At 72.4% G+C, this 26,569-nt stretch carries 27 protein-coding genes; 9 read left to right on the top strand and 18 right to left on the bottom strand.

The window, feature by feature from the left end; genetic code table 11:
• Together ABD067_RS02040 and ABD067_RS02045 are read left to right on the top strand one after the other, a co-directional pair.
• Window positions 1–1,055 (top strand): putative bifunctional diguanylate cyclase/phosphodiesterase (locus ABD067_RS02040; protein WP_343893478.1); only part of this gene is annotated, 1,055 nt, incomplete at its 5' end.
• Complete coding sequence (locus ABD067_RS02045; RefSeq protein WP_343893479.1) at window positions 1,052–1,513, top strand: BLUF domain-containing protein; 462 nt, start codon at window positions 1,052–1,054, stop codon at window positions 1,511–1,513. The genes ABD067_RS02040 and ABD067_RS02045, both read left to right, overlap by 4 nt.
• A 279-nt stretch (window positions 1,514–1,792) precedes the next feature.
• On the opposite strand, the gene ABD067_RS02050 is transcribed toward ABD067_RS02045, so the two are convergent.
• The 4 genes from ABD067_RS02050 to ABD067_RS02065 form a co-directional block, all read right to left on the bottom strand.
• Window positions 1,793–2,494 (bottom strand): M48 family metallopeptidase, encoded by a 702-nt coding sequence (locus tag ABD067_RS02050; RefSeq protein WP_343893480.1) that lies wholly within the window; start codon window positions 2,492–2,494, stop codon window positions 1,793–1,795.
• Between the two features lie 307 nt (window positions 2,495–2,801).
• On the bottom strand, window positions 2,802–3,128 hold the full coding sequence (locus ABD067_RS02055; RefSeq protein WP_343893481.1) for a cupin domain-containing protein: 327 nt from the start codon (window positions 3,126–3,128) through the stop codon (window positions 2,802–2,804).
• Window positions 3,125–4,084 carry a dihydrodipicolinate synthase family protein gene (locus ABD067_RS02060; protein WP_343893482.1) on the bottom strand — a complete coding sequence of 320 codons (960 nt, stop codon included), beginning with the start codon at window positions 4,082–4,084 and terminating at the stop codon, window positions 3,125–3,127. Before ABD067_RS02060 ends, ABD067_RS02055 begins: the two co-directional genes overlap by 4 nt.
• Window positions 4,069–4,593, bottom strand: a complete 525-nt coding sequence (locus ABD067_RS02065; RefSeq protein ID WP_343893651.1) for a YcgN family cysteine cluster protein — start codon at window positions 4,591–4,593, stop codon at window positions 4,069–4,071. Before ABD067_RS02065 ends, ABD067_RS02060 begins: the two co-directional genes overlap by 16 nt.
• 564 nt (window positions 4,594–5,157) lie before the next feature.
• On the opposite strand from ABD067_RS02065, the gene ABD067_RS02070 reads away from it, so the two are divergent.
• Both ABD067_RS02070 and ABD067_RS02075 read left to right on the top strand, forming a co-directional pair.
• Complete coding sequence (locus tag ABD067_RS02070) at window positions 5,158–5,736, top strand: chromate transporter (protein WP_343893483.1); 579 nt, start codon at window positions 5,158–5,160, stop codon at window positions 5,734–5,736.
• Window positions 5,733–6,269: a chromate transporter gene (locus ABD067_RS02075; RefSeq protein ID WP_343893485.1), complete on the top strand. Its 537-nt coding sequence runs from the start codon at window positions 5,733–5,735 to the stop codon at window positions 6,267–6,269. The genes ABD067_RS02070 and ABD067_RS02075 overlap by 4 nt, the downstream gene beginning before the upstream one ends.
• A gap of 243 nt (window positions 6,270–6,512) precedes the next feature.
• Here ABD067_RS02075 and ABD067_RS02080 read toward each other — a convergent pair whose 3' ends face one another.
• Window positions 6,513–7,496 (bottom strand): Bug family tripartite tricarboxylate transporter substrate binding protein, encoded by a 984-nt coding sequence (locus tag ABD067_RS02080; protein WP_343893487.1) that lies wholly within the window; start codon window positions 7,494–7,496, stop codon window positions 6,513–6,515.
• Window positions 7,497–8,335: 839 nt separating this feature from the next.
• On the opposite strand from ABD067_RS02080, the gene ABD067_RS02085 reads away from it, so the two are divergent.
• Window positions 8,336–8,926 carry a histidine phosphatase family protein gene (locus tag ABD067_RS02085; RefSeq protein ID WP_343893488.1) on the top strand — a complete coding sequence of 197 codons (591 nt, stop codon included), beginning with the start codon at window positions 8,336–8,338 and terminating at the stop codon, window positions 8,924–8,926.
• 125 nt (window positions 8,927–9,051) lie between these two features.
• Here the strand turns inward: ABD067_RS02085 and parC are convergent, their stop codons facing one another.
• Complete coding sequence (gene parC / locus ABD067_RS02090) at window positions 9,052–11,301, bottom strand: DNA topoisomerase IV subunit A (protein WP_343893489.1); 2,250 nt, start codon at window positions 11,299–11,301, stop codon at window positions 9,052–9,054.
• Window positions 11,294–12,067: a DNA repair protein RecO gene (gene recO / locus ABD067_RS02095; protein ID WP_343893490.1), complete on the bottom strand. Its 774-nt coding sequence runs from the start codon at window positions 12,065–12,067 to the stop codon at window positions 11,294–11,296. Before recO ends, parC begins: the two co-directional genes overlap by 8 nt.
• 82 nt (window positions 12,068–12,149) lie before the next feature.
• Between recO and ABD067_RS02100 the strand changes: the two genes are divergently transcribed.
• From ABD067_RS02100 to ABD067_RS02110, 3 genes are all read left to right on the top strand, one after another.
• Window positions 12,150–12,506 carry a hypothetical protein gene (locus ABD067_RS02100; RefSeq protein ID WP_343893491.1) on the top strand — a complete coding sequence of 119 codons (357 nt, stop codon included), beginning with the start codon at window positions 12,150–12,152 and terminating at the stop codon, window positions 12,504–12,506.
• A gap of 99 nt (window positions 12,507–12,605) precedes the next feature.
• A complete protein-coding gene (locus ABD067_RS02105; protein ID WP_343893492.1) occupies window positions 12,606–12,863 on the top strand; it encodes a CopG family ribbon-helix-helix protein in 258 nt (85 codons plus the stop codon).
• Window positions 12,860–13,174, top strand: coding sequence for a type II toxin-antitoxin system RelE/ParE family toxin (locus tag ABD067_RS02110; RefSeq protein ID WP_343893493.1), 315 nt, complete (start codon window positions 12,860–12,862; stop codon window positions 13,172–13,174). Before ABD067_RS02105 ends, ABD067_RS02110 begins: the two co-directional genes overlap by 4 nt.
• 24 nt (window positions 13,175–13,198) lie before the next feature.
• On the opposite strand, the gene ABD067_RS02115 is transcribed toward ABD067_RS02110, so the two are convergent.
• The gene (locus tag ABD067_RS02115; protein WP_343893494.1) at window positions 13,199–13,612 is read right to left on the bottom strand and encodes a type II toxin-antitoxin system VapC family toxin; all 414 of its coding nucleotides are present in this window, start codon (window positions 13,610–13,612) and stop codon (window positions 13,199–13,201) included.
• Complete coding sequence (locus ABD067_RS02120) at window positions 13,609–13,857, bottom strand: type II toxin-antitoxin system Phd/YefM family antitoxin (protein ID WP_343893495.1); 249 nt, start codon at window positions 13,855–13,857, stop codon at window positions 13,609–13,611. The genes ABD067_RS02115 and ABD067_RS02120 overlap by 4 nt, the downstream gene beginning before the upstream one ends.
• Window positions 13,858–14,055: 198 nt before the next feature.
• Here ABD067_RS02120 and ABD067_RS02125 point away from each other — a divergent pair, with 198 nt between their 5' ends.
• The gene (locus tag ABD067_RS02125) at window positions 14,056–15,369 is read left to right on the top strand and encodes an OLD family protein (RefSeq protein ID WP_343893496.1); all 1,314 of its coding nucleotides are present in this window, start codon (window positions 14,056–14,058) and stop codon (window positions 15,367–15,369) included.
• A 90-nt stretch (window positions 15,370–15,459) separates the two neighbouring features.
• Here ABD067_RS02125 and ABD067_RS02130 read toward each other — a convergent pair whose 3' ends face one another.
• The 9 genes from ABD067_RS02130 to ABD067_RS02170 all read right to left on the bottom strand — a co-directional run bounded on the left by ABD067_RS02130 (window position 15,460) and on the right by ABD067_RS02170 (window position 26,567).
• Window positions 15,460–17,115, bottom strand: coding sequence for a peptide chain release factor 3 (locus ABD067_RS02130; RefSeq protein WP_343893652.1), 1,656 nt, complete (start codon window positions 17,113–17,115; stop codon window positions 15,460–15,462).
• A gap of 299 nt (window positions 17,116–17,414) precedes the next feature.
• Window positions 17,415–19,334, bottom strand: a complete 1,920-nt coding sequence (locus ABD067_RS02135; protein WP_343893497.1) for a heavy metal translocating P-type ATPase — start codon at window positions 19,332–19,334, stop codon at window positions 17,415–17,417.
• Window positions 19,335–19,762: 428 nt separating this feature from the next.
• Complete coding sequence (locus ABD067_RS02140; RefSeq protein WP_343893498.1) at window positions 19,763–20,083, bottom strand: hypothetical protein; 321 nt, start codon at window positions 20,081–20,083, stop codon at window positions 19,763–19,765.
• Window positions 20,080–20,544, bottom strand: a complete 465-nt coding sequence (locus tag ABD067_RS02145) for an EndoU domain-containing protein (RefSeq protein ID WP_343893499.1) — start codon at window positions 20,542–20,544, stop codon at window positions 20,080–20,082. The genes ABD067_RS02140 and ABD067_RS02145 overlap by 4 nt, the downstream gene beginning before the upstream one ends.
• 18 nt (window positions 20,545–20,562) lie before the next feature.
• Window positions 20,563–21,351, bottom strand: a complete 789-nt coding sequence (locus ABD067_RS02150) for a substrate-binding domain-containing protein (RefSeq protein ID WP_343893500.1) — start codon at window positions 21,349–21,351, stop codon at window positions 20,563–20,565.
• Between the two features lie 51 nt (window positions 21,352–21,402).
• Window positions 21,403–21,936, bottom strand: coding sequence for a VOC family protein (locus ABD067_RS02155; RefSeq protein WP_343893501.1), 534 nt, complete (start codon window positions 21,934–21,936; stop codon window positions 21,403–21,405).
• 66 nt (window positions 21,937–22,002) lie between these two features.
• On the bottom strand, window positions 22,003–23,853 hold the full coding sequence (locus ABD067_RS02160) for a sensor histidine kinase (protein WP_343893502.1): 1,851 nt from the start codon (window positions 23,851–23,853) through the stop codon (window positions 22,003–22,005).
• Between the two features lie 604 nt (window positions 23,854–24,457).
• The gene (rpoH, locus tag ABD067_RS02165) at window positions 24,458–25,345 is read right to left on the bottom strand and encodes an RNA polymerase sigma factor RpoH (RefSeq protein ID WP_343893503.1); all 888 of its coding nucleotides are present in this window, start codon (window positions 25,343–25,345) and stop codon (window positions 24,458–24,460) included.
• Between the two features lie 232 nt (window positions 25,346–25,577).
• Complete coding sequence (locus ABD067_RS02170) at window positions 25,578–26,567, bottom strand: RluA family pseudouridine synthase (protein WP_343893504.1); 990 nt, start codon at window positions 26,565–26,567, stop codon at window positions 25,578–25,580.
• Window positions 26,568–26,569: the final 2 nt, after the last annotated feature.

Genomic DNA, 26,569 nt, shown 5'->3' on the forward strand with positions numbered 1-26,569 from the left:
TGGGCGGCGACGAGTTCGCGGTGTTGCTGCCGGGAGCGCCGGACCGCGCGGCGGTGCGGGCCTTGGCGGCGCGGCTGCTCGACCTGCTGTCGCGGCCCTACATCGCGGGAGGGCGGGTGGCGGTGGTCGGCGCCAGCATCGGCGCCGCCGTCGCGCCGGAAGACGGCACCGAACCCGACGCGCTGTTGTCGCGCGCCGACCTCGCCCTTTACGCCTCGAAGGACCGCGGGCGCGGCCGCTTCGGCTTCTTCGAGCCCGAGATGCAAGAGCGCGCCGAGGCGCGCCGGCGGCTCGAACACGACCTGCGCGCCGCCTTGCCGCTCGGCCAATTCGAGTTGCATTACCAGCCGCAACTCGACCTGGCCCGGGACCGGTTGACCGGCTTCGAGGCGTTGCTGCGCTGGCGCCACCCCGGGCGCGGCCTGGTGCCGCCCGACGCCTTCATCCCGGTGGCGGAGGAGATCGGCCTGATCTCGGCGGTCGGCGATTGGGTGCTCCGCGCCGCTTGCCAGGAGGCGGCGCGTTGGCCTTCCGGCCTCCGCGTCGCCGTGAACGTCGCCGCGCCGCAGTTCGAGACCGGCGGGCTGGTCGGCGCGGTGGAAGGGGCGCTCGCCGCCTCCGGCCTGCCCAGGCACCGGCTGGAACTGGAGCTGACCGAGTCCGCCCTGCTCCGCCACGGCGACGCGACCCTGGACCAGCTCCGGGCGCTGAAGCGGCTGGGCGCGCAGGTCTCCCTCGACGACTTCGGCACCGGCTACTCCTCCCTCACCCAGCTCCGCTCGTTCCCGTTCGACAGGGTGAAGATCGACCGCAGCTTCGCCGAGGACGCGGCCGTGGTGCGGGCGGTGGCGGCGCTGGGCGCCAGCCTCGGGATGCGCACCACCGCGGAAGGCGTGGAAACGCCGGCACAGCTCCGGCGGCTGCGCGAGGACGGCTGCACCGAAGCGCAGGGCTACCTGCTCGGCCGGCCGGTGCCGGCGGCGGCCCTGCCGGAAGTGATCGAGAGGCTCGGCGCCGGGATGGTGCCACCAGCTGTGGAGGAGGTCGCGCCATGACGGTGGAGCCGTCTCTGTTCCGTGTCGTCTACGTCAGCCGGAGCCTGCTGCCCGAGCCGGCCGCGGGGACCGAACTCGAACGCATCCTGGCCCGGGCGCGCCGGGGGAATGCCGCGCGCGGGATCACCGGCGCGCTGCTGTTTAGCGAGGATTGCTTCGCCCAAGCGCTGGAGGGCCCGGCCCCGGCGGTGGAGGAGGTGTTCGAGGCCATCCAGTGCGACCCCAGGCACGCCGACGTGGTGGTGCTGGAGGCCGCGCCGGTGGCGGCGCGGGAGTTCGGCGCCTGGTCCATGGCCTACGCCGGCCGTTCCCGGCAGGCCGGGGCGCGCTTCTCCGCGCTGGCCGGGGCCGGCCCTGGCGAGGCCGCCACGGCGGCCGGGCGCGTGCTCGGCCTGTTGCGCGCGGTGGTGGACCGCCGCGCCGGCGCGCAAGGGCCGGCGGCGGCGGTCCCCGCTTGATCCCGCCGCCCCGGCGCGCCGCGGGGCGTCTCCGTCCGTGCTGCGGCAACGCCGCGGAAGAAGCCAGCGTCGCGCCTTCGCCGCGGCTTGGCGCCACCGCGCATCGAACGGCCGCGGAAGGGTGCGGCGCCTCCGAACCCGTCCATGCCCGCTCGCCCGGGGGTGCGGCCGGCGCCGGCGCGCGTCGTGGGAGGCAAAGGCCGCCTGTGCCTCGAGCCGCAAGGCGGTGTGTTCCGCGGATGCGGTGATGGGAATCCTTTGCCGCGGCCGGACGGCCCCTCACCCCACCCTGAGCAGCGCCGGCCCGTTCAGCCGCAGCCACTCCACCGCCGCGTCGCGGTGCGGCGTCAGCCGCGCGACGTGCGCCCAGAAGCGCGGCGAATGGTTCAGCTCGCGCAGGTGCGCGACCTCGTGCGCCACGACGTAGTCGAGCACCCAATCGGGCGCCATCACCAGCCGCCAGGAGAAGGCGAGAGTGCCGTCCGGCGCGCAGCTCCCCCAGCGGCTGCGCGTGTCCTTGAGCTTCAGCGCCTTGGGCCTGACGCCGAGCAGCGCCGCGTGGCCGGCGGAGAGCACCTCCATGCGGCGCCGCGCTTCCGCTCGCAGGAACTCGGCCACCCGGCGGGGCACGTCGTTCGCCGCCGCGCCGCCGCCGACGACGATGGCGCCCGGCTCCAGCCGCGTCGCCGCGTCGGCGGCGCCCGGCGCCCGGCGTACCACGTGCGGCACGCCGCCCAGCGGCACCTCCGAGCCCGGCTCCAACGCGATGTGCGGCGAAAGGGCGGCCAGCTTCTCCATAACCCAGGCGGCGTGGGTGGTGAGCAGCGCCATGCCGGCGCGGCGGTGCGCGCGCGGCGGCAGGGTCACCACCACCTCGCCCGCGCGCGCGTCGATGCGCAGGCTGACGCGGCGCGCGCGGGTGGAGCGGCGCCACCGCACGGGGCAGCCGCCCATCGCGTCGCTGCGCTTCTGGGCGGCCATCTCTATCGTCTCGGAAGCGCCATGAATCATGGTCCCAAGATGGCGCGCGCGCACCCCACCGTTCAACGGCTTGACAGGCTATGTTGTTGAATCGAAGCGTCTTGCGTCGCGTCCGGGGGGACCGATTGCAAGAACAAGGCGTTTTTTAAGCCACTGGTGTATAATGCGGAGACGCTTGATCCATTAAGGGTTTTATCGCTGGTTTGAATCGATACGCGGCGTGGGCCGGGTTTTGCTGGACGAGTCGATTGTTCCCGGCGATCCGTGCCCGCCGAAGCGGCGGCGAGGCGCGGCTTGCCGGCGCTCGTCAACCCGGGGACGCCTTCACCTCGGTTTCGACGAAGGAGAGCGGCGCCGTGCCGGCGTTGACCACGTTGTGCTCCACCCCGGCGCTGCGCGTGTACGACCGGCCGGCCTCCAACGTCGCCGTCGCGGTGGTGCCGTCCGGCAGTTCGAGCAGCAGATTCCCGTCCGTGACCGGGACCACGACGTAGACGAAGCCGTGGCGGTGCCAGCCGGTCTCGGCGCCCGGGTTGAAGTCCCAGCGGATCACCCGGACGTGCTCGTCGTCGACCTGCACGGTGGCGGTGGCGGGCTCCCGGCAGCGGAGCGGCGGCGACGGCCCGCCGCTCATTCGGCCGCCCTGGCTCTGATCGGGCGCAGGCCCGGCAGGGGCAAGGCGCCGGCCGCTTCGAAACCGGCCCAGACCTTGTCCGCCGCTTCGCGGTCCAGCGGCAGGTGCGGCGGGCGGATGGTGCGCCAGTTCGCGTCGCCGGTGGAGCGGGCGATGATCTCGCGGAGGCCGGCGATGAGCGGCACGCTCGTCGCGGCCTTGCGGGTGGCGTTCAGCACCGCTTGCGCCGCGTCCGCCTCCGGGCCGGTGCGGCGGGCGTAGACGATGCCGCCCCAGTGGCTGTTGGCGTTGCCGGCGGCGGTGATGCAGCCGGCGCCGCCTTCGGACAGGATGCGCTGGAGGAACTCGTCGGAGCCGGAGTAGACCTCGAAGTCGTCGGCGGCGAAGGCGCGCACCATCGCCTGCATGTTGGCGTAGTCGCCGGAGCTGTCCTTCACGCCGCGGACCGTGCCCGGGAAGGCCCTCAACAGACGCTCGATCAGGGCGAGGGAGAAGGGCAGCGCCGACTGCTGCGGGAAGTTGTAGAGGTATAACGCGATGCCGCCGCCCGTGCGCTGCGCCACCTCGGAGAAGTAGGCGAACAGGCCGTCGTCGGGGACGCCCTTGTAATAGAAGGGCGGCAGCAGCAGCGCGCCGCGGCAGCCCGCGTCGCGGGCGTGGCGCGTCAACTCCACCGTGTCGGACAGGCTGGCGCAGCCGGTGCCGGGCATCAGCGCGGCGGCGGGGATGCCGCGGGCGACGAGGCCCTCCAGGATCTCCTTGCGCTCGTGCAGGCCGAAGCTGTTGGCCTCGCCGGTGGTGCCGAGGACGCCGAGGCCGTTGCAGCCGTTGCCGAGCAGCCAGCGGCAGTGCGCCGCCATGCGGTCCACGTCGGGCGAGAGGTCCTGCTTCATGGCGGTCAGCGCCGCGGCGTTCACGCCGCCGAACAACGGCGGCGTCTTCACGGGGTCGGGCATGGGGCGGCATCTCCTCCGGGCGGCTTCGGGTCGAGTCGTTCGGGCGCGGCGGCGGCGGCGGCGGCGCGGGGGACGCGGCCGGGCCAGCGGACGACGTGGTCTTCCAGGGCGCCGGCCTCGCGCTCGGGGACGACGCGGCCGCGGACGGAAACGCCGGCGCGGTGGACCGCTTCGGGGTCGCCGGAGACCAACGGGTGCCACCAGTAAAGGTCCCTCCCCTCCCCCACCAAGCGGTAGGCGCAGGTGGGCGGGAGCCAGTCGATGGCGGCGACGCGCTTGGGCGTCAGCTTCACGCAGTCGGGCACGTGGGCGCGGCGGTTGCGGTAGTCGCGGCAGCGGCAGGAGTGCGCGTCGAGCAGCCGGCAGGCGACCTCGGTGAAGGCGACGCGCTCGGTGTCCTCGTCGCGGAGCTTGTGCAGGCAGCAGCGGCCGCAGCCGTCGCAGAGGCTTTCCCACTCGGCGCGGGTCATGTCCTCCAGGGGTTTGGTCTTCCAGAACGGGTCGCCCATCTGGGGCATCAGTAGGGCATGGCGGGGTGGACCGGAACAGGCGGGGCTCCGGCGCCGGCGCGACGGGCCGCTTCGGCGGGCCGGCGGCTTTTGCGCGATTCGGACGAATGGGCCTCTCGGGGCGGGCGGCTCCTGGGCGGGTCGGACAACCGGTTCTGGAGCAACCGGCTTTCGCGCGAATCGGACGAATGGTCCTGCCGGGTGCGCCGGTGGTCCGGGCGCGTTCCGGGCGGAAGCCGGGCGGGGGAGTCGGAGGTGGCGCGTGCGGGGCTCGGCCGGGCGGCGGGCTGGGGCGCGATCGCGGCGTGGACACTCCGGCCGGGGCGTGCGGGGCGGCGCTTGTCGACGGATGGGTCCGCGCGGCCTGGTGGGCGCCTCGTTCGGCGCGGATGCGCAGGAGGCTGGCGCGTGGGGCTGGGCGGGAGTTCGGCGCGGAGCGGGTCGGGGCGGCGTGGCGCATGGATGGCGCTCCGGCTGAACACGGGAACATAACAAGAACCAATAGGTTGCGCAACGCTGGTGGGCGCCGTTGTCGGGGCCGGGTGGCGGGACTATCGCGGGTGGATGGACCCAAACCCGCCCGGCCCCGCGCCGGACCCCGCCGGCGCGGCGGCGCCTCCGACCGTTGGCGCGCTCTTCCGCGGCTTTCTGGCGCTCGGACTGATGGGGTTCGGCGGGGTGCTGCCGCTCGCGCGGCACATGCTGGTGGAGGAGCGGCGGTGGCTCGGCGCGGACGAATTCGCCGACCTGCTCGGCCTGTGCCAGTTCCTGCCGGGCGGGAACGTCGTGAACCTTTCGGTCGCGGTGGGGCTGCGCTTCCGCGGCGTGGCGGGGGCGTTGGCGGCGCTGTTCGGGCTGCTGGCGGCGCCCTCGGTGGTCGTGGTGCTGCTCGGCACGGTGTACGACCACTTCGCCGACCACCCGGAGGTGCGGCACGCCTTCGCGGGGCTGGCGGCGGCCGCGGCTGGGCTGCTGGTGGGGCTGGCGGCGAAGCTGCTTTGGCCGCTGCTGCGGCAGCCGGTGCCGGCGGGGTTGGCGGCGCTGTGCTTCCTCGCGGTGGCGGTGCTGCGGGTGCCGCTGTTGCCGGCGCTGCTCGTGCTGTTGCCGTTCTGCGTGCTGGCGCGGCGCTGGAGCCGGTCGTGAGCGCGGCGGCGGCGGGGGCGCTCGTCGCCCTGGCGCTCCTCTTCGCCGAGCTGTCGCTGCTGGCGTTCGGCGGCGGCCCCGTCGTGTTGCCGGAGATGCAGCGGCGGGTGGTGGAGGTGCACGGGTGGATGGCGGCGGCGCAGTTCAACGCGCTGTTCGGCCTGGCCCAGGCGGCGCCGGGGCCGAACATGATGGTGGTGACGCTGGTGGGCTGGCGGGTGTCCGGGTTCTGGGGCGCGGTGGTGGCGACGGCCGCGATGTTCGGGCCGTCCTCGGTCGTCACCGGCGTGGCGCTCGGCCTGTGGGAGCGGTTCCGGCTGGCGCCGTGGCGGCGGGCGGTGCAGGCGGGGCTGGTGCCGGTGACGGTTGGGCTGGTGGCGGCGGGGGCGGCGCTGATCGCGTCCACGGCGGCGGCGACGCCGGCGCTGGCGGGGGTGACGGCGGCGGTGGCGGTGCTGTCGGTGACGACGCGGCTGCACCCGCTTTGGCTGCTGGGCGCGGGGGCGGTGTTCGGGTTGTTGGGGGTGGGATAGGGTCGAAGCCCAGCCAACCACGGGGTCGGTCCATGTGGACGCGGCCGTTCGGGACCGTGCGGCCGGGCACCCGTCAGGCGGGCGAGCCCCGCGTCGATGCCGGTCTTGATCACCGCGGGCCAGGTGCGTGCGCGCCGGCCGGTCCACGCCAACCCGGCGGGAGCAAGCGCCCGCCCTTGACCGCCGGCGGCGCCCTTGCCCGCCGAGCAGCCAAAGGCGCGGCGGTGCCCGCGCCGGGCGCCGCTACTCGGGCTGCACGCCCGCCGCGCGCAGGATCGCCGTGTAGCGCTCGACGCCCTCGCGCACCAAGGCCATGACCTGCTCGGGGGTCTCGAAGCCCTCCCGCGGCGAAACGCCGGCCATCTCGACGAGCTTGGCGGCGCTCTGCCCGATCGCACCGCGGAAGGCGGCGCCCAATGAGGCCACCACCGGCGCCGGCGTGCCGGCAGGGGCGAGGATGGGGAAGAACTCCTCGTGGATCAGCTTGGGCAGGCCGGCTTCGGGCGCGCTCGGCACGTCGGGCAGCGCCGGGCTGCGCCGCTCCGCCAGCACCGCGAGCGCGCGCAGCCCGCCGCCGCGAACTTGGCCGATGGAGGAGGCCATGGTCGGCGTGCCGACCTGCGCTTCGCCGGCGACCAGCGCGGAAACGCTCGGGCCGCCGCCGCGGTAGTGCACCGCCTCGATCTGCGCCCCGGTGGTGGAGCGGAACAGCTCCGCGGCGACGTGGACGCCGCTGCCGATGCCGGCGGTGGCCAGGTTGTAGCGGCCGGGGTTGACCTTCAGCAGCGCCACCAGTTCGGGCCCCGTCCGGGCCGGCAGCTTCGGATCGACGACGAGCACGTGCGGCGAGAAGCCGGCCACCGCGACGCCGGCGAAGTCTTCGACCGTGCGGTAGGGCACGCGCGCGACGATCGCCGGCACCGTGGAGTGGGAGCTGTTGATCAGCACCGTGTAGCCGTCCGGCGCCGCGCGCGCGACGAGTTCGGCGCCGATCACGCTGCCGGCGCCGGCGCGGTTCTCGACGACGATCGGCTGGCCTAGCGCCTGGCCCGCCGCTTCCGCGACGATGCGCCCGACGATGTCGTTCGAGCCGCCGGGGGCGAAGGGGACGATCAAGCGGATGGGCCGCTCGGGCCGCCAAGCCGGCGCGGCGGTCTGCGCGCGGGCGATGGACGGCGCCGCGAGGCCGGCGGCGGCGAGGGCGAGGGCTTGGCGGCGGGTCGGCATCGCGGACGTACTCCCGGATTGGGGCCGCGCCGCGCCCCGGAGGGGCGGCGCGCCGTGCTTTGGCCGGATCATAACGCGGCCGGCGCCGGGGGCCAGCCAGGGCGGGCGGGAGGCCGGCGAACACCTTTTCTCCAGCCGCGTCGGCACGGGCGACTCGGATGGCGGCGTGACGGCACCCCCGCGGCCGCCGCGCCCGACCCGCGGCGGCGGCGGCGTTCGCCGGGGCGGCGGCGCGGCTGCACCCGCTTTGTCGCTGGGCGCGGGGACGGTTCCGGGGCGCTGTGCGCGGCCTCGGGTCAGCGCTGGAAGGGATGGGCCGCCGTTGCCGGGCCCGGGCGGGCTGCCGGACGGCGGCCGGGCGGCCGGTGTGCACGGCGCGGGCCGCAGCCCGGCGACGAGCGTCGACTCGTCCATGCGCGCCGTGCAGGCGAGGCCGCGGCGTGTGGCCCAGGTGTCGGCCCGGTGGTGCGGCGGCAGGGGCGCGGCGCCCTCGGCCAGCGCCGGGCGCTTCGCTTCACGCCCGGAGGCTTCGTGCGCCCGGTCGATCAACGCGTCCAGGCGCGGGTTCGGGTACCCAGCGCGTTGGCGGTGCCGTGGCCGCGCGCCCGGCCGGGCCTGGCGGGCGCCGCCGCCAGTGGGTGTTCGGTTCGCCGCTGCCCGAGGCGACGAGCGGCCGGGGGCCACGCCGGACTCCCGCTCGGCGCGTCCCGGCTAGTCGTTTCGACGGGCGCCTTCACGCGCCTGACCGAGAACGGCCGGGCACGATCCGCCCCGGTGCCGCGGACGCGCGCCGGGCCGCCGCCGGCGGCCCGGGTTCACGACCGCTCGACGCGCCCCAAATGCGGGTCATGGCAGTCCCGTCCCGCCGCCGCGTGCTGGCGATCCTGCGCAGGACGCCGGCCGCCGTCCTGCTCGCCCGTTCGCCGCCGGCGGCCGCCGAAGCCGCGGCCTGGGAGGCGTTGCGGGGCGGCGGCGCCGTCGCGCTGTTCCGCCACGCCAGGGCGCCCGGTTCGGGCGACCCGCCGGGGATGCGGCTCGGCGACTGCTCCACGCAGCGCAACCTCGACGACGCCGGCCGCGCCCAGGCGAGGCGCATCGGCGAAGCCTTCCGCGCCGAGGGGGTGGCCGTGGGCGCCGTGCTGACCTCGCGATGGTGCCGGGCCGTGGAAACCGCCGCGCTCGCCTTTCCCGGCCTTTCCAGGGCGGAGCCGGCGTTCGACTCGTTCTTCGAAAACCGCGGAGAGGGGCCGGCGCGCACGGCATCGGCGCGGCGCGTCCTGCTGGATTGGCGCGGGCCGGGCGCGCTGGTCGCCGTGACGCACCAGGTGAACGTCACGGCGCTCACCGGCGTCTTCCCGTCCTCCGGGGAGGGCGTCGTGGTGCTCGGGCGGGGCGGCGACCTCGTCGCGGTCGGGCGGGTGAGGCCGTGAGCCCGCCCCGGTGCCCGGGGCGCTGACCTCGGAAGGGCCGCGACGGCTCGTGGACCGGGCCGCGCGATGCCCGTTCCCCAGGCCGCCCCGACCGGCCGTGCGGCGGCCGGCCGGGGCGCACGGGTTCACTCGCCGAAGCGGTTGTCGCGGGGGAAGCCGTTGGGGGGCACGCGGCCGGCGCCGGCGCGGTTGCCGCGCCAGGGGGCGAGGTCGGTTTCCACCCTCACCCGCTCGCCGAGGCGCCAGGACAGGCCGTCCTTGCGGGTGAAGACCTTGGCGTCGGAGAGGCCGCCGTCCTTGTAGGACTGGAGCTGGACGCCGCGGCCGCGGGCCATCTCGGGCACTTGGTCGAGCGGGAACAGCAGCAGCTTGCGGTTCTCGCCGACCACGGCGACCGTGTCGCCCTCCGCCGGGACGCAGAGCGCGGCCTGCTTGCCGGCGTCCACCACCAGCACCTGCTTGCCGGTGCGGCGTTCGGACAGGAGGTCGGCGGCCTTGGCCACGAAGCCTTTGCCGTCGGTGGTGGCGACCAGGTACTTCGCGTCGTCCGTGTGGACGAAGAGGGAGACGATCTCGTCCTCGTTGGCCAGTTCGACCATGAGGCGCACGGGCTGGCCATCGCCGCGGCCGCGGGGGATGGCGTCGGCCTTCAGCGTGTAGGCCTTGCCGTTGGTGGCGAAGAGGGCGATGCGGTCCGTGCTCATGGCGTGGACCCAGGTGTGGAGGCTGTCGCCTTCCTTGAAGCGATGCTCCGTTTCAGGCGGCAGGTGGCCCTTTTGGGCGCGTATCCAGCCCTTGGCGGAGAGGATGACGGTGATCGGCTCCTTTTCGGTGAAGGCGGCTTCGTCCACCAGCACGGCGGGGAGGACGCGGCCAGTTTCGGTGCGGCGGGCGCCGAGGGCGCCGTCGCCGAACTTGGCGCGGGTGGCTTCCAGCTCCTCCTCGATGGCCTTCCAGCGCTTGGCCTCGGACTTCATCAGGCCCTGGAGCTTGTTCTGCTCCGTCGTGAGCTTCTTGTGCTCGCGGCGGATCTCCATCTCCTCCAGCTTGCGCAAGCTGCGGAGGCGCATGTTGAGGACGGCGTCGGCCTGGATGTCGGTCAGGCCGAAGGCGGCCACCAGGGCGGGCTTGGGCTCGTCCTCGTAGCGGACGATCCGGATCACCTCGTCGAGGTTGAGGTAGACGATGAGGTAGCCGTCGAGGATCTCCAGGCGCCGGGCGATGGCGGCCAGGCGGTGCTCGGTGCGGCGGACCAGGACGACGTGGCGGTGGTCGAGCCAGGCGCGCAGCACTTCGCGCAGCCCCATGACGCGCGGGGTGCGGTCGGCGTCCAGCACGTTCATGTTGAGGGAGAAGCGCGTTTCGAGCTGGGTGGCGCGGAACAGCGTTTCCATCAGCACGGCGGGGTCCACGGTGCGGGCCTTCGGCTCCAGCACGAGGCGGATCACGTCCGTGCTCTCGTCGCGGATGTCGCCGAGGAGGGGGAGCTTGCGCTCCTCCATGAGCTGGGCGACCTGCTCGATCAGGCGGGACTTGGCGACCTGGTAGGGGATTTCGGTGACGACGATCTGCCAAGCGCCGTTCTTCAGCGCCTCGCGCTCCCACTTGGCGCGCAGGCGGAAGCCGCCGCGGCCGGTCTCGTAGGCCTCGGCGATGCTGTCGGGCGGCTCGACCAGGATGCCGCCGGTGGGGAAGTCCGGGCCGGGGACGTGGCGGAGCAGGTCGCGCGTCGTGGCTTGCGGGTTGCGGACCAGTTCCAACGCCGCGCTGCAGAGTTCGCCGGCGTTGTGGGGCGGGATGGAGGTGGCCATGCCCACCGCGATGCCGTTGGCGCCGTTGGCCAAGAGGTTCGGGAAGGCGGCGGGGAGGACGACCGGCTCCTGCTCCAGGCCGTCGTAGGTGGGGCGGAAGTCGACGGCATCGTCCTCGATGCCGGCGAGCAGGGCCTGGGCCACTTCGGTGAGCCGGGCTTCGGTGTAGCGCATGGCCGCGGCGTTGTCGCCGTCGATGTTGCCGAAGTTGCCCTGCCCTTCCACCAGTGGGTAGCGGGCGGCGAAGTCCTGGGCCAAGCGCACCAGCGCCTCGTAGATCGAGGAGTCGCCGTGCGGGTGGTATTTGCCCATCACGTCGCCGACGATGCGGGCGCACTTCTTCAGCCCGGCCGCCGGGTCCAGCTTCAACTGGTGCATGGCCCAGAGCAGGCGGCGGTGGACCGGCTTCAGCCCGTCCCGCACGTCCGGCAGGGAGCGGGCCATGATGGTGGAGAGGGCGTAGGCGAGGTAGCGCTCCGACAGGGCGTCGGAGAGCTTGGTGTCGCGCTCCTCTCCGCCGCCGGAGGGGGCGCCTTTGGGCGGGTGTCTCACGTCGTCAGGCATCGGGTTCTTTCTCGGCAGGGAGGCCCGCTTCGGGCGCCGCTAGGCTCGCGATCCGTTGAAACAACAGGTCGCGGGCGGTTGGCAAGGGTTTGTGGTGGTGCCCGAAGGCATCCTTTCCTAGAAAATGGCCCGTCAGGCGCAATCCCGCAAGCCATTCGGCGGGCTCGGAGGGCGTTTGCGAGCCGAGGAGAAAGGGCGGCAGGGGCAGCAGGCGGTCGGCGTAGGGCTCGGCGGCGGCACGGGAGGCGGCGCGGCCGGTCTTCGGCGAGACGTGGGTCAGGTCCTCGTGGGTGCCGGTGACGGCGCAGCGGGCGAGGTCGAGGCCGTAGCCGAGTTCGGCCAGCAGCTCCGCTTCCCAGCGCACGTAGTCCGGCAGCAGGGGCGCGGCGCCTTCGCGGCCGAGACGGGCGATGAGGGAGACGAGGCCGTGGAAGGTGCGGGCGTGCGGCTCGCGGTCCGGCAGCGCGCCCTCGGCCACGGCGCAGGCGGAGGACAGGAGGGCGAGGGACAGCGGGTCCTCCATGGCCAGGGCGGCGGCGGGGTGGACCAGTTCGCCGGAGAGGGAGCCGAGCTGGTCGGCGAGGCGGGCGACCCAGCGGGCCTCCACGAGGTTGCCGGCCTGCCAGACCGGGGCCTGGGCGCGGGAAGCGCCGCCGCGGGCGAGGCCGGCGTGGCGGCCGTGGGCCTCGGTGAGCAGCGACACCACGGCGCCGCCTTCGCCCAAGGGGCGGGCGTCGAGCACGACGGCGGGGGCTTGCCATTCCATGGCGGGTATATGGGGGCGCGGGGTGTTGGCGGCTTTGTGGGGAGGCTTTGCGACCGTGCCGGGGGCGTTGTAAGTGCCGGGGATGCCTCCGCTTCCTTTCCTCAACCAGCTCATCCGCGAGGCCGCGTCCGAAGTCTTCGGCGAGGGCGCCATCAGCCGCGTGTCGAGCAAGGAGGTGGCCGACTCCTACGGCGACGACGTGTTGAGCGTGTGCATCGTGTTCACCGGAGTCCGGTCCCACGACTTCGTTCAGGGCAAGATGATGGACGCTTCGGCCGCCATCCGCCGCATCTTGCAGCACTACGGCGAAGAACGATTCGCTACGGTCGATTACGATGCCGAGGGCGGTTGGGAGCGGAAGCGTCGGAAGCGCCCAACGGCTGAGACGAAGCCGAGCCGCGGTGGCAAGGTCGGTCGAGGAGCACGGACGCCTGGTTAACAATTGCAACTTGTTGGTTTGTATTCCTAACCTTGAGCGACGTGGGTTTGCGACGGCGCCGGATGTGTTACTTTGTGTTCGAACGAACACAGGCCGCTGATGACCGACAGTTCCACCCTCACCGTCCGCCTCTCCAATGAGACAAAGGACCGGCTCGCCACCCTGGCCGGGCGCACCAAGCGCACCCGCAACTTCCTCGCGGCCGAGGCCATCGCGGCCTACGTGGAGCGCGAACTCGCCATCGTGGAGGCGATCGAGCGCGGCCGCGCCGACGCACGGGCCGGCCGGGTCACGCCGCATGACGAGGTGATGCGCGAGGTGCGCGAGATCATCGAGGCCGCCCGAGCGGGCCGGTGAAGCGGCCCGTCGTTTGGGCCGACTCGGCGCGAGCCGATCTTCGTATCGTCTTTCGCTACATCGCGGGCGAGAATCCCGACGCAGCGGCGCGGGTGGCGGCGCGCATAGAGGATGCCGCCGCGGGCCTGTCCGACTTCGCCACCGGGCGGGCCGGGCGGGTGAGCGGCACCTACGAGAAGGTGTTGCCGGGGCTTCCCTACATTCTGGCCTACGAGATCACCGTTCGGGCCGGCGGCGCCGAGGTGGTGACGATCCTGCATGTAATCCACGGCGCGCGCGACTGGCAGGCCGGGGAGTGGCCGGAGGGATGAGCCGATGCCCGGCGGACTGCGGCCCTATTGCCCCAGGAGCGGCACGCCGCAGGCGTCGGCCGCCGCGCGCAGGTCGCCGTCGAGCGAGGCGAGCGGCAGGGCGCGGCGCCTGGCCAGTTCGAGGGTGCAGGCGTCGTAAACGGTGAAGCCGAAGCGCTCGGCGAGGCGCACCGTGCCCGACCAGGCGTGGGTGTCGGTGTCCGCGTCGGTGCGGATGCCGAGGATGGCGAGGTCGGCCAGCGTGGCGTCGCGCTCCGCCGCGTCGAGGCGGCCGCGCCGCACCCCCATGTGCAGGCCGTTGGCGACTTCGAGCCGCCAGGAGGCGGGCACGACGGCGTGGGTGGCGGCGACCCGGTCGAACACCTCCTGCACGGCCGGGGTGACTTCGTCGCTGGTGGCCCAGGCCAGCGTGGCGGAGCTGTCGAGCACCAGGGTCACGGGCGGCCTTCGTCGCGCAGTGCCTTCCACTCCGACCAATCGAAGGAGCCGGCCCGCCGTGCCGCCGCCCGCGCGCGGATGCGGGCCATCGCGGCGCGTCGGGCTTTCTGGGGTGCCGTGTTGCTGATCGGCACTAGGCGAGCCACCACACGGCCGTGGCGCGTGATGACAATCTCTTCGCCCTGTTCGACCCGCTTCAGCAAAGCGATCAAGCGGCTTTTTGCTTCGTGGACACCGACCTCCATGACCTCAATCTAGCCAACGCCGGACAGCCAATCTACAGATTGGGGCTATGGTGTAGGCGCCGATTTCGGAAGGCGTGGGCGTCAAGGACAACGACGGGAGTTTGCCATTCCATCAAAGCCATACAGCCATACTCAAAGTTGCCGCCGACAGCAGATCCATCTGCATATGTTTCGAACCGCCATCCCTGAGGTCTGTTCATGGCGCCTGTGACGCCGAAAACCACATTCGACCCGGATTTTCCAAGCATCGTTGGTCAAATTAGCGGAAAGAGTTATGTTGCAGTCTGCGGCTCAAACAATTCCGGTAAATCCTATCTACTAAAATTGCTGAAACAACATATCGGCAAGGCAGCCTACTTTGTCGGTCCTGCACGATTTTACCATGTAAATCAGCTCGCCTCAACCATGCGAAATGATCAAGAGTACAATAGTTATGAACACAACTTCAATGCAAATGCGAACAACCCAGACTATAACATTGATCAAAACACAATTGGATTAGATCGAATCGTTGCAAATTTAAGCGACACTCGCAGAGATAAGCTGTTTGAAATCTGCGGTATGTTACTGGGCAACAAATTTACAATGAAGCATTTCGAGGACGACAATAGACTGTCGCCGTTTTATATAGATATGGATGGACAGAACATTTCCGTCGGTAGCAGCGGCACACGACTACTAATGACACTTATTGGTTTATGCATGGATCAAAATTTCAATTCCCTTCTGATCGATGAACCAGAACTAGGTCTTGGGCCGAAGGTACAACTATCTGTCTCTAAATTTTTGTCTGATCGGGATGAAAGAAAAAAGTACTTTCCTCATCTAAGCGCCATTGTTGTTTCGACCCATTCTCAACTTTTCTTGGACACAAGAAGTATAAATAACAACTTCTCTGTCTTGAAAGATGGAAATGTAGTTAAAGTTAAACAGATTCAAGATTTTTCGGAACTCCACAATTTGCAATTCAATCTTCTTGGAAATTCTCTTGAAGCCTTATTCCTACCAAGCGCTTTTGTCTTCGTAGAAGGGAAGACTGACCTTCCATTCATAGACAGCATTGTCAAAGCCAAGTTTAAAAATAAGAACGTTGTGGTGCTTCAATGCAATGGAAACGTTAAAGGCAGAGTCAATGCTTTAAAGGAGAGCCTACATGATATCCAGAAAAGCCCCTTTCGATCCAGAATTTTCGTTATTATCGATGCTGTAGTTCCAAATCCCACTCTGAAACAAGAGCTGGTTGCGATGGGTTTAATGGAAGGTAACATTATCCAGTGGAGCAGGAACGGAATAGAATACTTTTACCCAGCGTCGCTTTTGGCAAAGATGTTCGGTTGCGATGAAGACAAAGTTAGAGAGTTAAGCATTACTGGTGATAACATTAGTTTGAACGGAATTCAAAAAAAGAAAGTAGATCTTTCGTCAGAAATTTGTAGAGAATTGAACAATGATACGCCACTGAACGACGAGATCACTACTAAGTTCATATCGAAACTGTCTTCGATTGTCTGAAATTCGAACTTAAGTGTTCAGAAGTAGTACGACTAACCTGTGACAACTGTAAATATCTTTTCTGCGGCTCGCGTATAGGCGGCGTGGAGTCTACCGCCTAACTTCCTCCAACCCATGCTGCTCCCGCACCGCGTGGAAGCGCAGCATCGGCCACTCCTCCTCCGCCCGGTTCCGCCGCCAATCGGAGGTGAAGAACGCCACCAGCGCGCCGTCGTGGTCCTCGCCGGCGTCGCGGCGGTTGGCGGCGGCGAAGCGCTCCAGCGCCGCGCGGCCCTCCGCGTCCGCCACCGCCGGCGCCACCCAGCGCGCCACCGTCCACATGGAGGTGTCGAAGCCGGCGGGGACGCCGTACTCCACGCGCAGCCGGCTTTGCAGCACGTCGAGCTGGAGCTGCCCGACCACGCCCACCACCGGCGGCGAGCCGTCGAGCGGGCGGAAGAGCTGCACCACCCCCTCCTCGGCGAGTTGCCCGAGCGCGGTGCGGAGCTTCTTCGCCCCCATCGGGTCTTCGAGGCGGACGGTGCGGAGGATCTCGGGGGCGAAGGAGGGCACGCCGCGGAAGTTCAGCTCCTCGCCTTCCGTCAGCGTGTCGCCGATGCGGAGCGTGCCGTGGTTGGCCACGCCCACCACGTCGCCCGGCCAGGCCTCCTCGGCCACTTGGCGCTCCTTGGCGAAGAAGAAGAGCGGCGCGTTGACCGGCACCTGCTTGCCCGTCCGCACCTGCTTCAGCCGCATCCCTTTCACCAGCTTGCCGGAGCACAGGCGCACGAAGGCCACGCGGTCGCGGTGGTTGGGGTCCATGTTGGCCTGGACCTTGAACACGAAGCCGGTCAGCCGGTCCTCGCCGGGGGCCACCTTGCGCGGGTCGGCGGCGCGGGCGTGCGGCGGGGGCGCGTGGCGGGCGAGGCCGTCCAGCAGGTGGCCGATGCCGAAGTCGCGGAGCGCGCTGCCGAAGAACACCGGCGTCAGGTGGCCTTCGCGGAAGGCCTCGGCGTCGAACTCCGGGCAGGCGGCTTCGGCCAGCGGCGCTTCCTCGCGGAGGGCGGCGGCGCGTTCGGGGCCGACCAGGGCGTCGAGGCGCGGGTCGTCCAGGCCGTCGAGCGCGACGGAGTGCGCGTCGTCGGCGTCCACCGGCAGGAAGCGGCGGTTCAGCATGTCCCAGGTGCCGGCGAACTCGGAGGCGCGGCCGACCGGCCAGGCCACGGGGGCGGCGTCGAGCGCCAGGGTCTTCTCGATCTCGTCGATCAGCTCGAAGGGGTCGCGGGCTTCGCGGTCCATCTTGTTGATGAAGGTGATGATCGGGATGTTCCTGAGGCGGCAGACCTCGAACAGCTTGCGGGTCTGCGCCTCGATGCCCTTGGCGGCGTCCAGCACCATCACCGCGGCGTCCACGGCGGTGAGCGTGCGGTAGGTGTCCTCCGAGAAGTCCTCGTGGCCCGGCGTGTCGAGCAGGTTGAAGACCAGGCCGCCGCGCTCGAAGGTCATCACGGAGGTGGCGACCGAGATGCCGCGGTCCTGCTCGATCTTCATCCAGTCGGAGCGGGTGCGGCGGGCGTTGCCCTTGGCGCGCACGGCGCCGGCGAGCTGGATGGCGCCGCCGCGGAGCAGGAGGCGCTCGGTGAGCGTGGTCTTGCCGGCGTCGGGGTGGGCGATGATGGCGAAGGTGCGCCGGCGCGCGGCTTCGCGGGCGATGGCGGCGTCCGCGGGGGCGTCGGCCGGGGCGGCATCGAGGCCGTCCGGCGGCATGGCGTTCATGGCTTTGGCGTGTTCCGAGGTGCGGGGGGATTCGGTCCGTATCTAAGCATTGCGGTCTCCCGACGCCAGCGCACCCGGGCGTCGGGGGCTCGTGCCGCCTCTGGCCGGCCGCGGGGGGGGCCGCCCAACGTCGGCCTCGGCGGGTCCGGCGGCCCGCGCCTCCCCCGAAGGGAGGCCTGGACCAGGGCCGGCGCGGACCGGCGAACCGGAGCGAGGCGGTGGCCGGAGCCCCGCCGTGGCCCCGCGGCTCCGGCCGGCGGGCCCCGGGGAACGGCCGGGGCGGCGCCCGCTCACCCCAGCCGTGCGGTCCGCAGCCGCAGGGCGTTGCCGACCACGCTGACCGAGGAGAGCGCCATCGCCGCCGCGGCTACCGCCGGCGAGAGCAGGATGCCGAAGAACGGGTGGAGCACGCCGGCCGCCACCGGCACGCCGGCGGCGTTGTAGGCGAAGGCGGAGAACAGGTCCTGGCGGATGTTGCGCATCGCCGCCCGCGGCAGCCGCCGGGCGCGCACGATGCCCGTCAGGTCGCCGCCGAGCAGCGTCACGCCCGCGCCCCCGGTCGCCACGTCCGTGCCGGTGCCCATGGCGATTCCGGCGTCGGCCGCGGCCAGCGCCGGCGCGTCGTTCACGCCGTCGCCCGCCACCGCCACGCGGCGGCCCCCGGCCTTCAACCGCCCCGCCGCGCGCCGCTTGTCCTCGGGCAGCACCTCGGCCGCCACCTCGGCGATGCCGAGCCGCTTGGCCACCGCCTCCGCCGTGGTGCGGTTGTCGCCGGTCAGCACGGCCACGCGCACGCCCTCCTCCGCCAGGCCGGCGAGCGCCGCGGGCGTGGTCCCCTTCACCGGGTCGGCGACGGCCACGATGCCGGCCGGCCTCCCGTCCACCGCGACGGAGAAGGCCGTGGCCCCTTCGCCGCGCAGCCGCTCCGCCCCGGCCGCGAGCGGCGCGGCGTCCACGCCGAGTCCGGCCGTCAGCCGGGCGTTGCCGACCGCGACCCGCCGGCCCTCCACGGCGCCGGTCACGCCGCGGCCGGCCGGCGCGTCGAAGCCTTCCACGGCCGGCACGTCCAGGCCGCGCTTCCCGGCCGCCCGCACCACCGCCTCCGCCAGCGGGTGCTGGCCGGGCCGCTCCAGGCCGGCCGCCAGGCGCAGCGCCTCCGCCTCCGCGAAGCCCGGGGCCGGCGCCACGGCCACCGCCTCCGGCCGGCCCTCCGTGAGCGTCCCGGTCTTGTCCACCACCAGGGCGTCGATGCGCTCCAGGCGCTCCAGCGCTTCGGCGTTCTTGATCAGCCCCCCCGCCTGGGCGCCGCGCCCGACGCCGGCCATGATGGACACCGGCGTCGCCAAGCCGAGGGCGCAGGGGCAGGCGAGGGGCAGGCGAGGGGCAGGCGAGGGGCAGGCGATGATCAGCACCGACACCGCGGCCACGATGGCGTAGGCCGCCCGCGGGTCGGGCCCCCAGGCCAGCCATGCCACGACGGCCAGCGCGGCGGCCGCCGCCACCGCGGGCACGAACCGCGCGGAAACCCGGTCGGCCAGCCGTTGGGCGGGCGCGCGGCTGCGCTGCGCCCCCGCCACCATGCGCACGATCTGCGCCAGCGCGGTGTCCTGCCCGACGCGGTCGGCGCGCACCACGAAGGCGCCCTGGCCGTTGATGGTCCCGCCGACCACCCGCGCGCCCGGCTTCTCCGCCAGGGGCGCCGGCTCGCCGGTGGCCATGCTCTCGTCCACGTTGCTCGCGCCTTCCAGCACCTCGCCGTCGAGCGGCACCTTGTCGCCGGGCCGGACCCGGAGGCGGTCGCCCACGGCCACGGCGGCGAGCGGCACCTCCTCCCCCGACCCGTCGGCCCCGATCCGCCGCGCCATGGCGGGGGCGGGGTCGAGCAGGGCGCGGATGGCGCCGCCGGTGCGCTCGCGCGCGCGCAGCTCCAGCACCTGGCCGAGCAGCACCAGCACCACGATCACCGCCGCCGCCTCGAAGTAGGCCGCGACCGAGCCGTCGTGGCCGCGGAAGGCGGGCGGGAACAGGCCCGGCGCGGCGGTGGCCGCCACGCTGAACAGCCAAGCGACGCTCGTGCCGAGCGCGATCAGGGCGAGCATGTTGGGGCTGCGGTTCGCCACCGACCGCCAGCCGCGCACGAGGAACGGCCAGCCCGCACACGGGGTCGGCGGCGGCGGCGGCGGCGCCCGCGTCGGCGTGGCCGTGGGCATGGCCGGAGGAGCCGCCGGAGCAGCCGCCCCCCCTCCCCCGGCGCCCGGCATGCTGCCCGCGCTGATCGTACTGGTGGCCGTGGCTCATGGCACCTGTCCGTGCTGGCCCGCCGCGGCCGAGGCCGCGCGGGACGGGATGCGACGCCTGGAACGTGCTGCTTCCCAACATGGGAAGGTAAGGGGCGGATCCGCGGCCGCGGCCACCGATCCGCAACGCACCGAACCTCCGCGAAGGCAAGGTCCATGACTGGCCGCGGCCGCCGCGAACGCCCTCTTGGCGCCGCGTGTCGGGCGGGTCGAACGCCGAGGCCGCCGTGCTCGAAGCCAACGCGGCGGTGGCTGCCGAGGCGCCGCGGTCGCGCCCGGTTCTCACCCGATCCGAGCGGGCGCGGTGCTTGTCCGGGCGCCGCAGGCGCGCGGCGCCGGAATCACCCCTCCGTCCGCCCGCCGCGGTAGCGCCGCCATTCCGCCAGCGGCTCCGAGTCGGCGAGGCCCATCAGGGCGGCCGCGTCTTCCACCCGGGCGTCAAGGGCGGCGGGGTGGAGGCCGGCCCGCATGGCGATGCACACCAGCAGCTCCAGGGCGAGCGCCGGCTCGTTGTGCTCGATGTACTCCCGCGCCTGCGCCGTGGCCGCCTCGTCGCCCAGTTCAGACGCCACGCGGCGCTCCATGTCCGTGAGCGCCGCCCGCATGCGCGCCCAGTGCTCCCGGAGGGCGTCGTCGCCTCCGTGCCCGCCGGGCGCCGTCACCGCTCCGGGTTCCGCGGCGCGTTGGTCGGGTAGCCTGTGACGATCGTGCGCCCGTCGCGTTCCACCACCACGCGGAGGTCCACGCCGTCGCGGCGGCCCGTCACCACCGTGCGGCCGTCGGCTTCCACCCGGCGGCGGGAGGCGGGGTCGTTGGCGACGTCCTCGATCGACGCGATGATGCGGTCGTCGGACCAGCCCGCGGGGAACTCGCTCTTTCCGGGGATGCCGCGGCCCGGGCGGTGCCCGCCGCCCCTCGCGTCGCCCTCCAGGATGTGGACGCGCCGGGCCGGGGTGACGACCGCCGCCGCCTGCCGCGCCTCGGCGGACCGCTGCTGCTCTTGCGTGCCCATCCCGGTGAGCGGCGGCGGGTCGCGCACCATGGCGACGACGGCGCCGAGCACCGCCGCCACGCAGGCCAGCACCAACGCGACCGCGCGGCCCCGGCCCAGGAACCAGCCCACGGGAGCCTTCCCCTCCCCCTACCGCCGCACCGGGTCGAGGCCGGTGGCGGCCACGGCCGGCGCGGCGGCGGGCGAGGCCAGGAAGCGGATCAGCTCCCGCGCCGCGTCCGGCTGCCGCGACCCGGCGGCTATGCCGGCGGAGAACACCGTCACCCGTTGCAGCTCCGGCGGCAGCGGGCCGAGCATCTCGATGCCCGCGATGGGCAGCAATTCGCTGATCTGCTGCAGGCCGAGTTCCGCGTCGCCGCGCGCCACCACGCTGCCGACGCGCTCGCTCAGGATGCGCCGGGACTTGGGCAGCACCTCGTCGGCGACGCCGAGGCGCCGCACCATTTCGTCGGAGAAGTGCACGCCGCTGGCGCTGGCCGAGTAGGCGATGGATTTGGCGTCCAGCAACGCGCGGCGCACCGCCTCGACCGAGCCCATGTCGGGCTTGGGCGCGCCGGCGCGCGCAGCGAAGCCGATGCGCGACTCCGCCAGGTCGACGCGGCTGTTCTCCACCGCCCTGCCCTGCCGGACCAGGCTTTCCAACCCGGAGGCGGCGAGGATCAGCACGTCGGCCGGCTCGCCCCGCGCCAAGCGCTGCGGAATGGCGTCCGGCGCGTCGCCCATGGAGGCGCCGTAGGCGCTGACCACGGTGTGGCCGGTGTCCTTCTCGAAAGCGGGGACCAGCGCCCGGTAGGCGGCGGTGAAGCCGCCGGAGGCCATCACCCGTATCTCGGCCGCCGCCGCGGCGCCGGCCAGAGCCAGCCAAGCCGCCAGCGCGCCGAGGATCAAACGCCGCCGGCGCGGCCTCGCCTCCACCATCGCAAGCCCTCCCTTCTGCCCGGCGACGCTAAACCGGGGGCGGGTCCGGGACTACCCGGCGGCGGGGGCTTCCGCCAGCAGCGCCCGCAGGTCCAGCCGGCGCGTCACCATGGCGAGGCCGCCCCGCTCGTCGCGCGGCCATTCCGCGCGGTCGCGGTCGCGGTACAGCTCGACGCCGTTGCCGTCCGGGTCGCGCAGGTAGAGCGCCTCGCTCACCCCGTGGTCGGAGGCGCCTTCCAGCTCGATGCCGGCGTCGAGCACGCGCCGCAGCGCCCGGGCGAGCGAGGGCCGGTCCGGGTAGAGCAGCGCCACGTGGTAGAGGCCGGTGGCGCCGGGCGGCGGCGGGGAGCCGCCGGCGCTTTCCCAGGTGTTGAGGGCGATGTGGTGGTGGTAGCCGCCGGCTGAGAGGAACACCGCGCGGTCGCCCATGCGCTGCTGTTCCTCCAGGCCGATCACGTCGCGCCAGAAGCGGAGGGCGCGGTCGAGGTCGGCGACCTTCAGGTGGACGTGGCCGATCCGCGCGCCGGGGTGGATGGGCGCGGCGCCGGTGGCGGCGCCATCATGGGCCGGGGCGTCGTCGGGCATGGCGGGCTCCTCGCGCGTGTCCGGGCGGTAGATGGGCAGCGGCCGGCGGCGCTCCAAGCCGACGCGTCAGGCGACGGGCGGCGCCAGGGCCGGAACGCCCGTCGTTCGGGTCGCGGCGCCTCCCGCCGCCTCGCGCGCCTCGTCCCGCGCCGCCGGCGCTTGGAAGCGGCGCGCCGGGATGGCGAAGGAGCAGCGCAGGCCGTCCGCCGCCCACTCCATCACGGCTTCGCCGCCGAGCTGGCGCACCGTCCGCGCCACCAGCCGCGTGCCGAAGCCGGTCCGCGACGGCGGCCCGGCGAGCGTTGGCCCGCCGCTTTCGCGCCATTCCACCGCCAAGCCGTCCGCCGCCGGGCCGGCGCCGGGGCGCCAGCGGACCTCCACGCGCCCGCCCGGCCGGGACAGCGCGCCGTACTTGGCCGCGTTGGTGGCGAGTTCGTGCAGCACCATGCCGAAGGGCTGGGCGGCTTCGGGCGACAGCAGCGCCGGCGGGCCGTCCAGGACCAAGCTCCCTTCGCCGCCGCCGGCGTAGGGCGCCAGTTCCGCTTCCGCCAGGTCGCGCAGTTCCGCCCCCGCCCAGCGGTCGCGCGAGAGCAGGGTGTGCGCCCGCGCCATGGCGGCGACGCGGCCTTCGAGGGTGGCCGCGAAGCGGCACGCTTCCGGGCCTTCGGCGGGGGTCAGGCGCAGCATCGCTTGCACCACGGCCAAGGCGTTGCGCGCGCGGTGGTCCACCTCCCGCATGAGCAAGGTTTGCAGCTCGTCGGCCCGCTTCTGGTCTGTGACGTCCGTGATCACGGCGGCGGCGCGGGCGGGCCGCCCTTCGTCGTCGCGCGCCGCGACGGCGACGCTGCCGCGCACCCACACCGCGGCGCCGTCCGGCCGGACGTAACGGCGCTCGTCCTCGAAGCGGCCGTCCGGGGACGCGTCGGCCTCGGCGGCGCCGAAGGGCGCGTCGCGCTCGTCGGGGTGGCGGATGTCTTCCGGCCCCAGGCCGCCCGTCAGCTCCGCTTCCCCGCGGCCGACCATCTCGCAGAAGCGGCGATTGACCCGCAGGTAGCGCCCGGTGCGCAGGTCCACCTCCGCCATGCCGGCGGCGGAGGTCTCGAAGATGGCGCGGAACTCCGCTTCGCCGGCGCGCAACGCGGCTTCCGCCGCCTTGCGGTCGGTGATGTCGTGGTGCGCGGTGTAGGCGACTTCCCGTCCGTCGAGGACGATGCCGCAGGCCCGCACCAGCACGTCCCGGACCGTGCCGTCCTTTCCACGGTGCCGGGCCTCGAACTCCTGGACGCCCGGCCGCAGCGTATGGGCGCGGGCGCGGCGGCGGATGGCGGCCATGTCGGCCAGGGCGTCTACGTCCACCATCGTCAGGCGGGCGAATTCCTCGCGCGTGTAACCGAGTTCCTCGCAGGCGCGGTCGTTGAAGGCGAGCACGCCGAAGCTCACCGGGTCCACGATGACGATGGAGAAGGGCGCCGCGTCGAACAGGCCGCGGAAGCGTTCCTCCGCCTGCCGCAGCGCCGCTTCCGTCGCCTTGGCGGCGGTGATGTCCACCTCGATGCCGTCCCAAGCGGTGGTGCCGTCCAGCAGGGTACGCGGCGCCGCGCTGAGCCGCGACCAGCGGAGCCCGCGGCCCGACGGCGCGCGGAAGGGAAGCTCGATGCGGAAGGTGTCGCGCGCGGCGGCGGCCCGCGCCAGTTCCCGGGCGAAGCGCGCGCGGTGCCCGGCCCCGATCCGCTGGAACAGCAGCGACGGGTCGGCGAGGACGGCGGCGGCGGAAACCCCGTGCAGCCTTTCCACCCCGTTGCTGATGTGGGCGAAGCGCCAGGACGCCGGCCCGCCCGGCGCCGGCGCGACCTGGAAGATCAAACCGTCGGGCAGGTTGTCGGCCAAGGCGCGGAGGCGCGCCTCGCTTTCGGCCAAGGCCGCGATGGCCGCGCGTTCGGACGCGGTGCAATCGTGCGGCCGGGCGCCGGCTCCCTGGTGTCCGGCGGCAGTCCGGGGACCGCCCGGGTCCGCTCCGCCCGCCCCTGTTCGGCCATGGCCGGGGGCGGCCGGCGTGACACCCGGCCAGTGCAACAAAAGCCGCACGCGTCCCAAAGCCGCGAGCAGCGACCCCCCGCTCGTTGCAAAGGCAGACCCGAGGGCTCTAGACGCCCAGGATGTAGGCGCAGCGGCCAGCAGCGCCGAAAAGCATCCGCGGGCGCTGATGGAGGATCGCGGGAAAGCTTTCATCGCGGGACGTGGCCGCGCCCGAGTCGGCGCGGGGCCGTGCTGGTCGCCTTCCGCACCGGCGGTCTCGCCGACCCAATGACTGGACATCCGCCGCGCCACCTTAACCGGGCGGCTTCGAGGCGGCCCAGGTGGTGAGTGCTAGCGCACAACGACAACATCAATCAACCGGGACCGCGTCACACGCGATCCCGATTTCAGCGAAGGGCACCGTCGGGCAGCACCTCAGCCCTACTTCCTTACCATCCTACCGGGCTCTGAGCGCCTTCGGACGCGGGCGGGCCGGGGGCGGAGGTCAGGCCGTGGCGAGCCTGCGCTCCACGATCTGGGTCTTCATGCCCTTCTGGAGCTTTTCGAAGGCGCGGACCTCAATCTGGCGGACGCGCTCGCGGCTGATGTTGTACTGTTGCGAGAGCTCCTCCAGCGTGGTCGGCTCGTCCTTCAGCCGGCGCTCGATCAGGATGTGGCGCTCGCGCTCGTTCAGGCCCTTCAGGGCCTCGCCGAGCAGCATCCGCCGGTTGGACAAGTCCTCACGGTCGGCCAACTCGCTTTCCTGGGTTTCGCCGTCGTCCACCAGCCAGTCCTGCCACTCGCCCTCGCTGTCGGCGCGGACGGGGGCGTTGAGGCTGTGGTCGGGCGAGGCCAAGCGACGGTTCATGGAGATGACATCGTTCTCGGGCACCTGAAGCGCCTTGGCGATCTTCTCCACCTGCTCCGGCTGCAAATCGCCCTCCTCCAAGGCCGCCATCTGGCCCTTGAGCCGGCGGAGGTTGAAGAACAGCTTCTTCTGGGCGGCCGTCGTACCCATCTTCACCAGGGACCAGGAGTGCAGGATGTATTCCTGGATGGCGGCCCTGATCCACCACATGGCGTAGGTGGCGAGGCGGAAGCCGCGGTCCGGGTCGAACCGCTTCACCGCCTGCATCATGCCGACGTTGCCTTCGGAGATCAGCTCGCCCACCGGCAGGCCGTAGCCGCGGTAGCCCATGGCGATCTTGGCCACCAAGCGGAGGTGCGAGGTGACGAGCTTATGGGCGGCGCGCTCGTCGCCGTGTTCCTTCCAGCTCTTGGCGAGCCGCAGCTCCTCCTCGGGGGTGAGCATCGGGAACTTGCGAATTTCTTGCAGATAACGAGAAAGATTGCCCTCGGGGGCGATCGGAAGGCTGGAGAGCGAAGAAGCCATCGGAAACATCTGCCTCCTGGCCGAATGGGACCACCCCGTGACGGCGGAGTCCCCTTCGGCGGTGCGGTATGTCGCCAGAACGCCGGGCGGGCCCAACCTGCGCAGCGATGCTCCGGTCACGACAGAGCGAGGAGGCTTGCAACAGGCATAGCGCGGCACCCACCCGGTGCTGCGAAGAGTTTTATACCAAAAACGCCGTTCAAGTTCAAGGAAAACCGACTGCTACAGTCGGTTACTCGGCGTTGCCGTCGAGCAAAGCGAGCAGCTTGGCGAGGTCCGGCGGCGGCGGCGCGGCGAAGTGGAGGGCCTGCCCCGTGACGGGGTGGCGGAAGCCCAGAGTCGCCGCGTGGAGGGCTTGGCGGGGGAAGGCCAGCAGCGCGGCCCTTTGCGCCGGCGGGAGCAGCCGCGCGGCGCCCGGAACGCGGCGGAGGTACACGGGATCGCCCACCAGCGGATGCCCGGCATGGGCGAGGTGGACCCGGATCTGGTGGGTGCGGCCGGTCTGGAGCCGGCAGCGCAGCAGGGCGCAGGCCGTGCCGCCCCAGGCGCGCTCGGTGCGGTATCGGGTCAGGGCCGCTTTGCCGCGGCGTTCGGCGTCCGCGCCGGTCAGCACGGCCATGCGCTTGCGGTCCGCCGGGTGACGGCCGATGGCCCCCTCGATTTCGCCGGCAGGCGGTTCCGGGAGGCCCCAGGCGAGGGCCAGGTATTCGCGGTCGAGGTCGCGTTCCGCGAAGGCGGCGGACAGGGCGCGGTGGGCGCGCTCGGTCTTGGCGACCACCATCACCCCCGACGTGTCCTTGTCCAGCCGGTGGACGATGCCGGGGCGCTTCTCGCCGCCGATGCCGGGCAGGTCCTCGCCGGCGTGGGCCAGGAGGGCGTTGACCAGGGTGCCCTCCTGGTTGCCCGGCGCGGGGTGGACGACCAGGCCGGCGGGCTTGTCCAGCACGATGAGGTCGGCGTCCTCGTGCAGCACCGCCAACGGGATGTTCTCGGGCAGCGGCAGGGCCGGCACGGCGGCGGGGATGGCGAGCGTGTACCGGCTGCCGGGGCGGACGGGCTCGGAGGCGCCCAGGAGCGGCGCGCCGTCGCGGGTGGCCCTTCCCTCGGCGATCAGCGCCTTGACGCGGGAGCGCGAGAGCGAACCTATCGCGTCCGCCAGGAAACGGTCGGCCCGCTGCCCCGCCGCTTCCGGCCCGGCGGTGGCCGATACGGTCTCGCCCACGG

Source organism: Craurococcus roseus (genome assembly GCF_039523795.1).
Taxonomy (GTDB): domain Bacteria; phylum Pseudomonadota; class Alphaproteobacteria; order Acetobacterales; family Acetobacteraceae; genus Craurococcus; species Craurococcus roseus.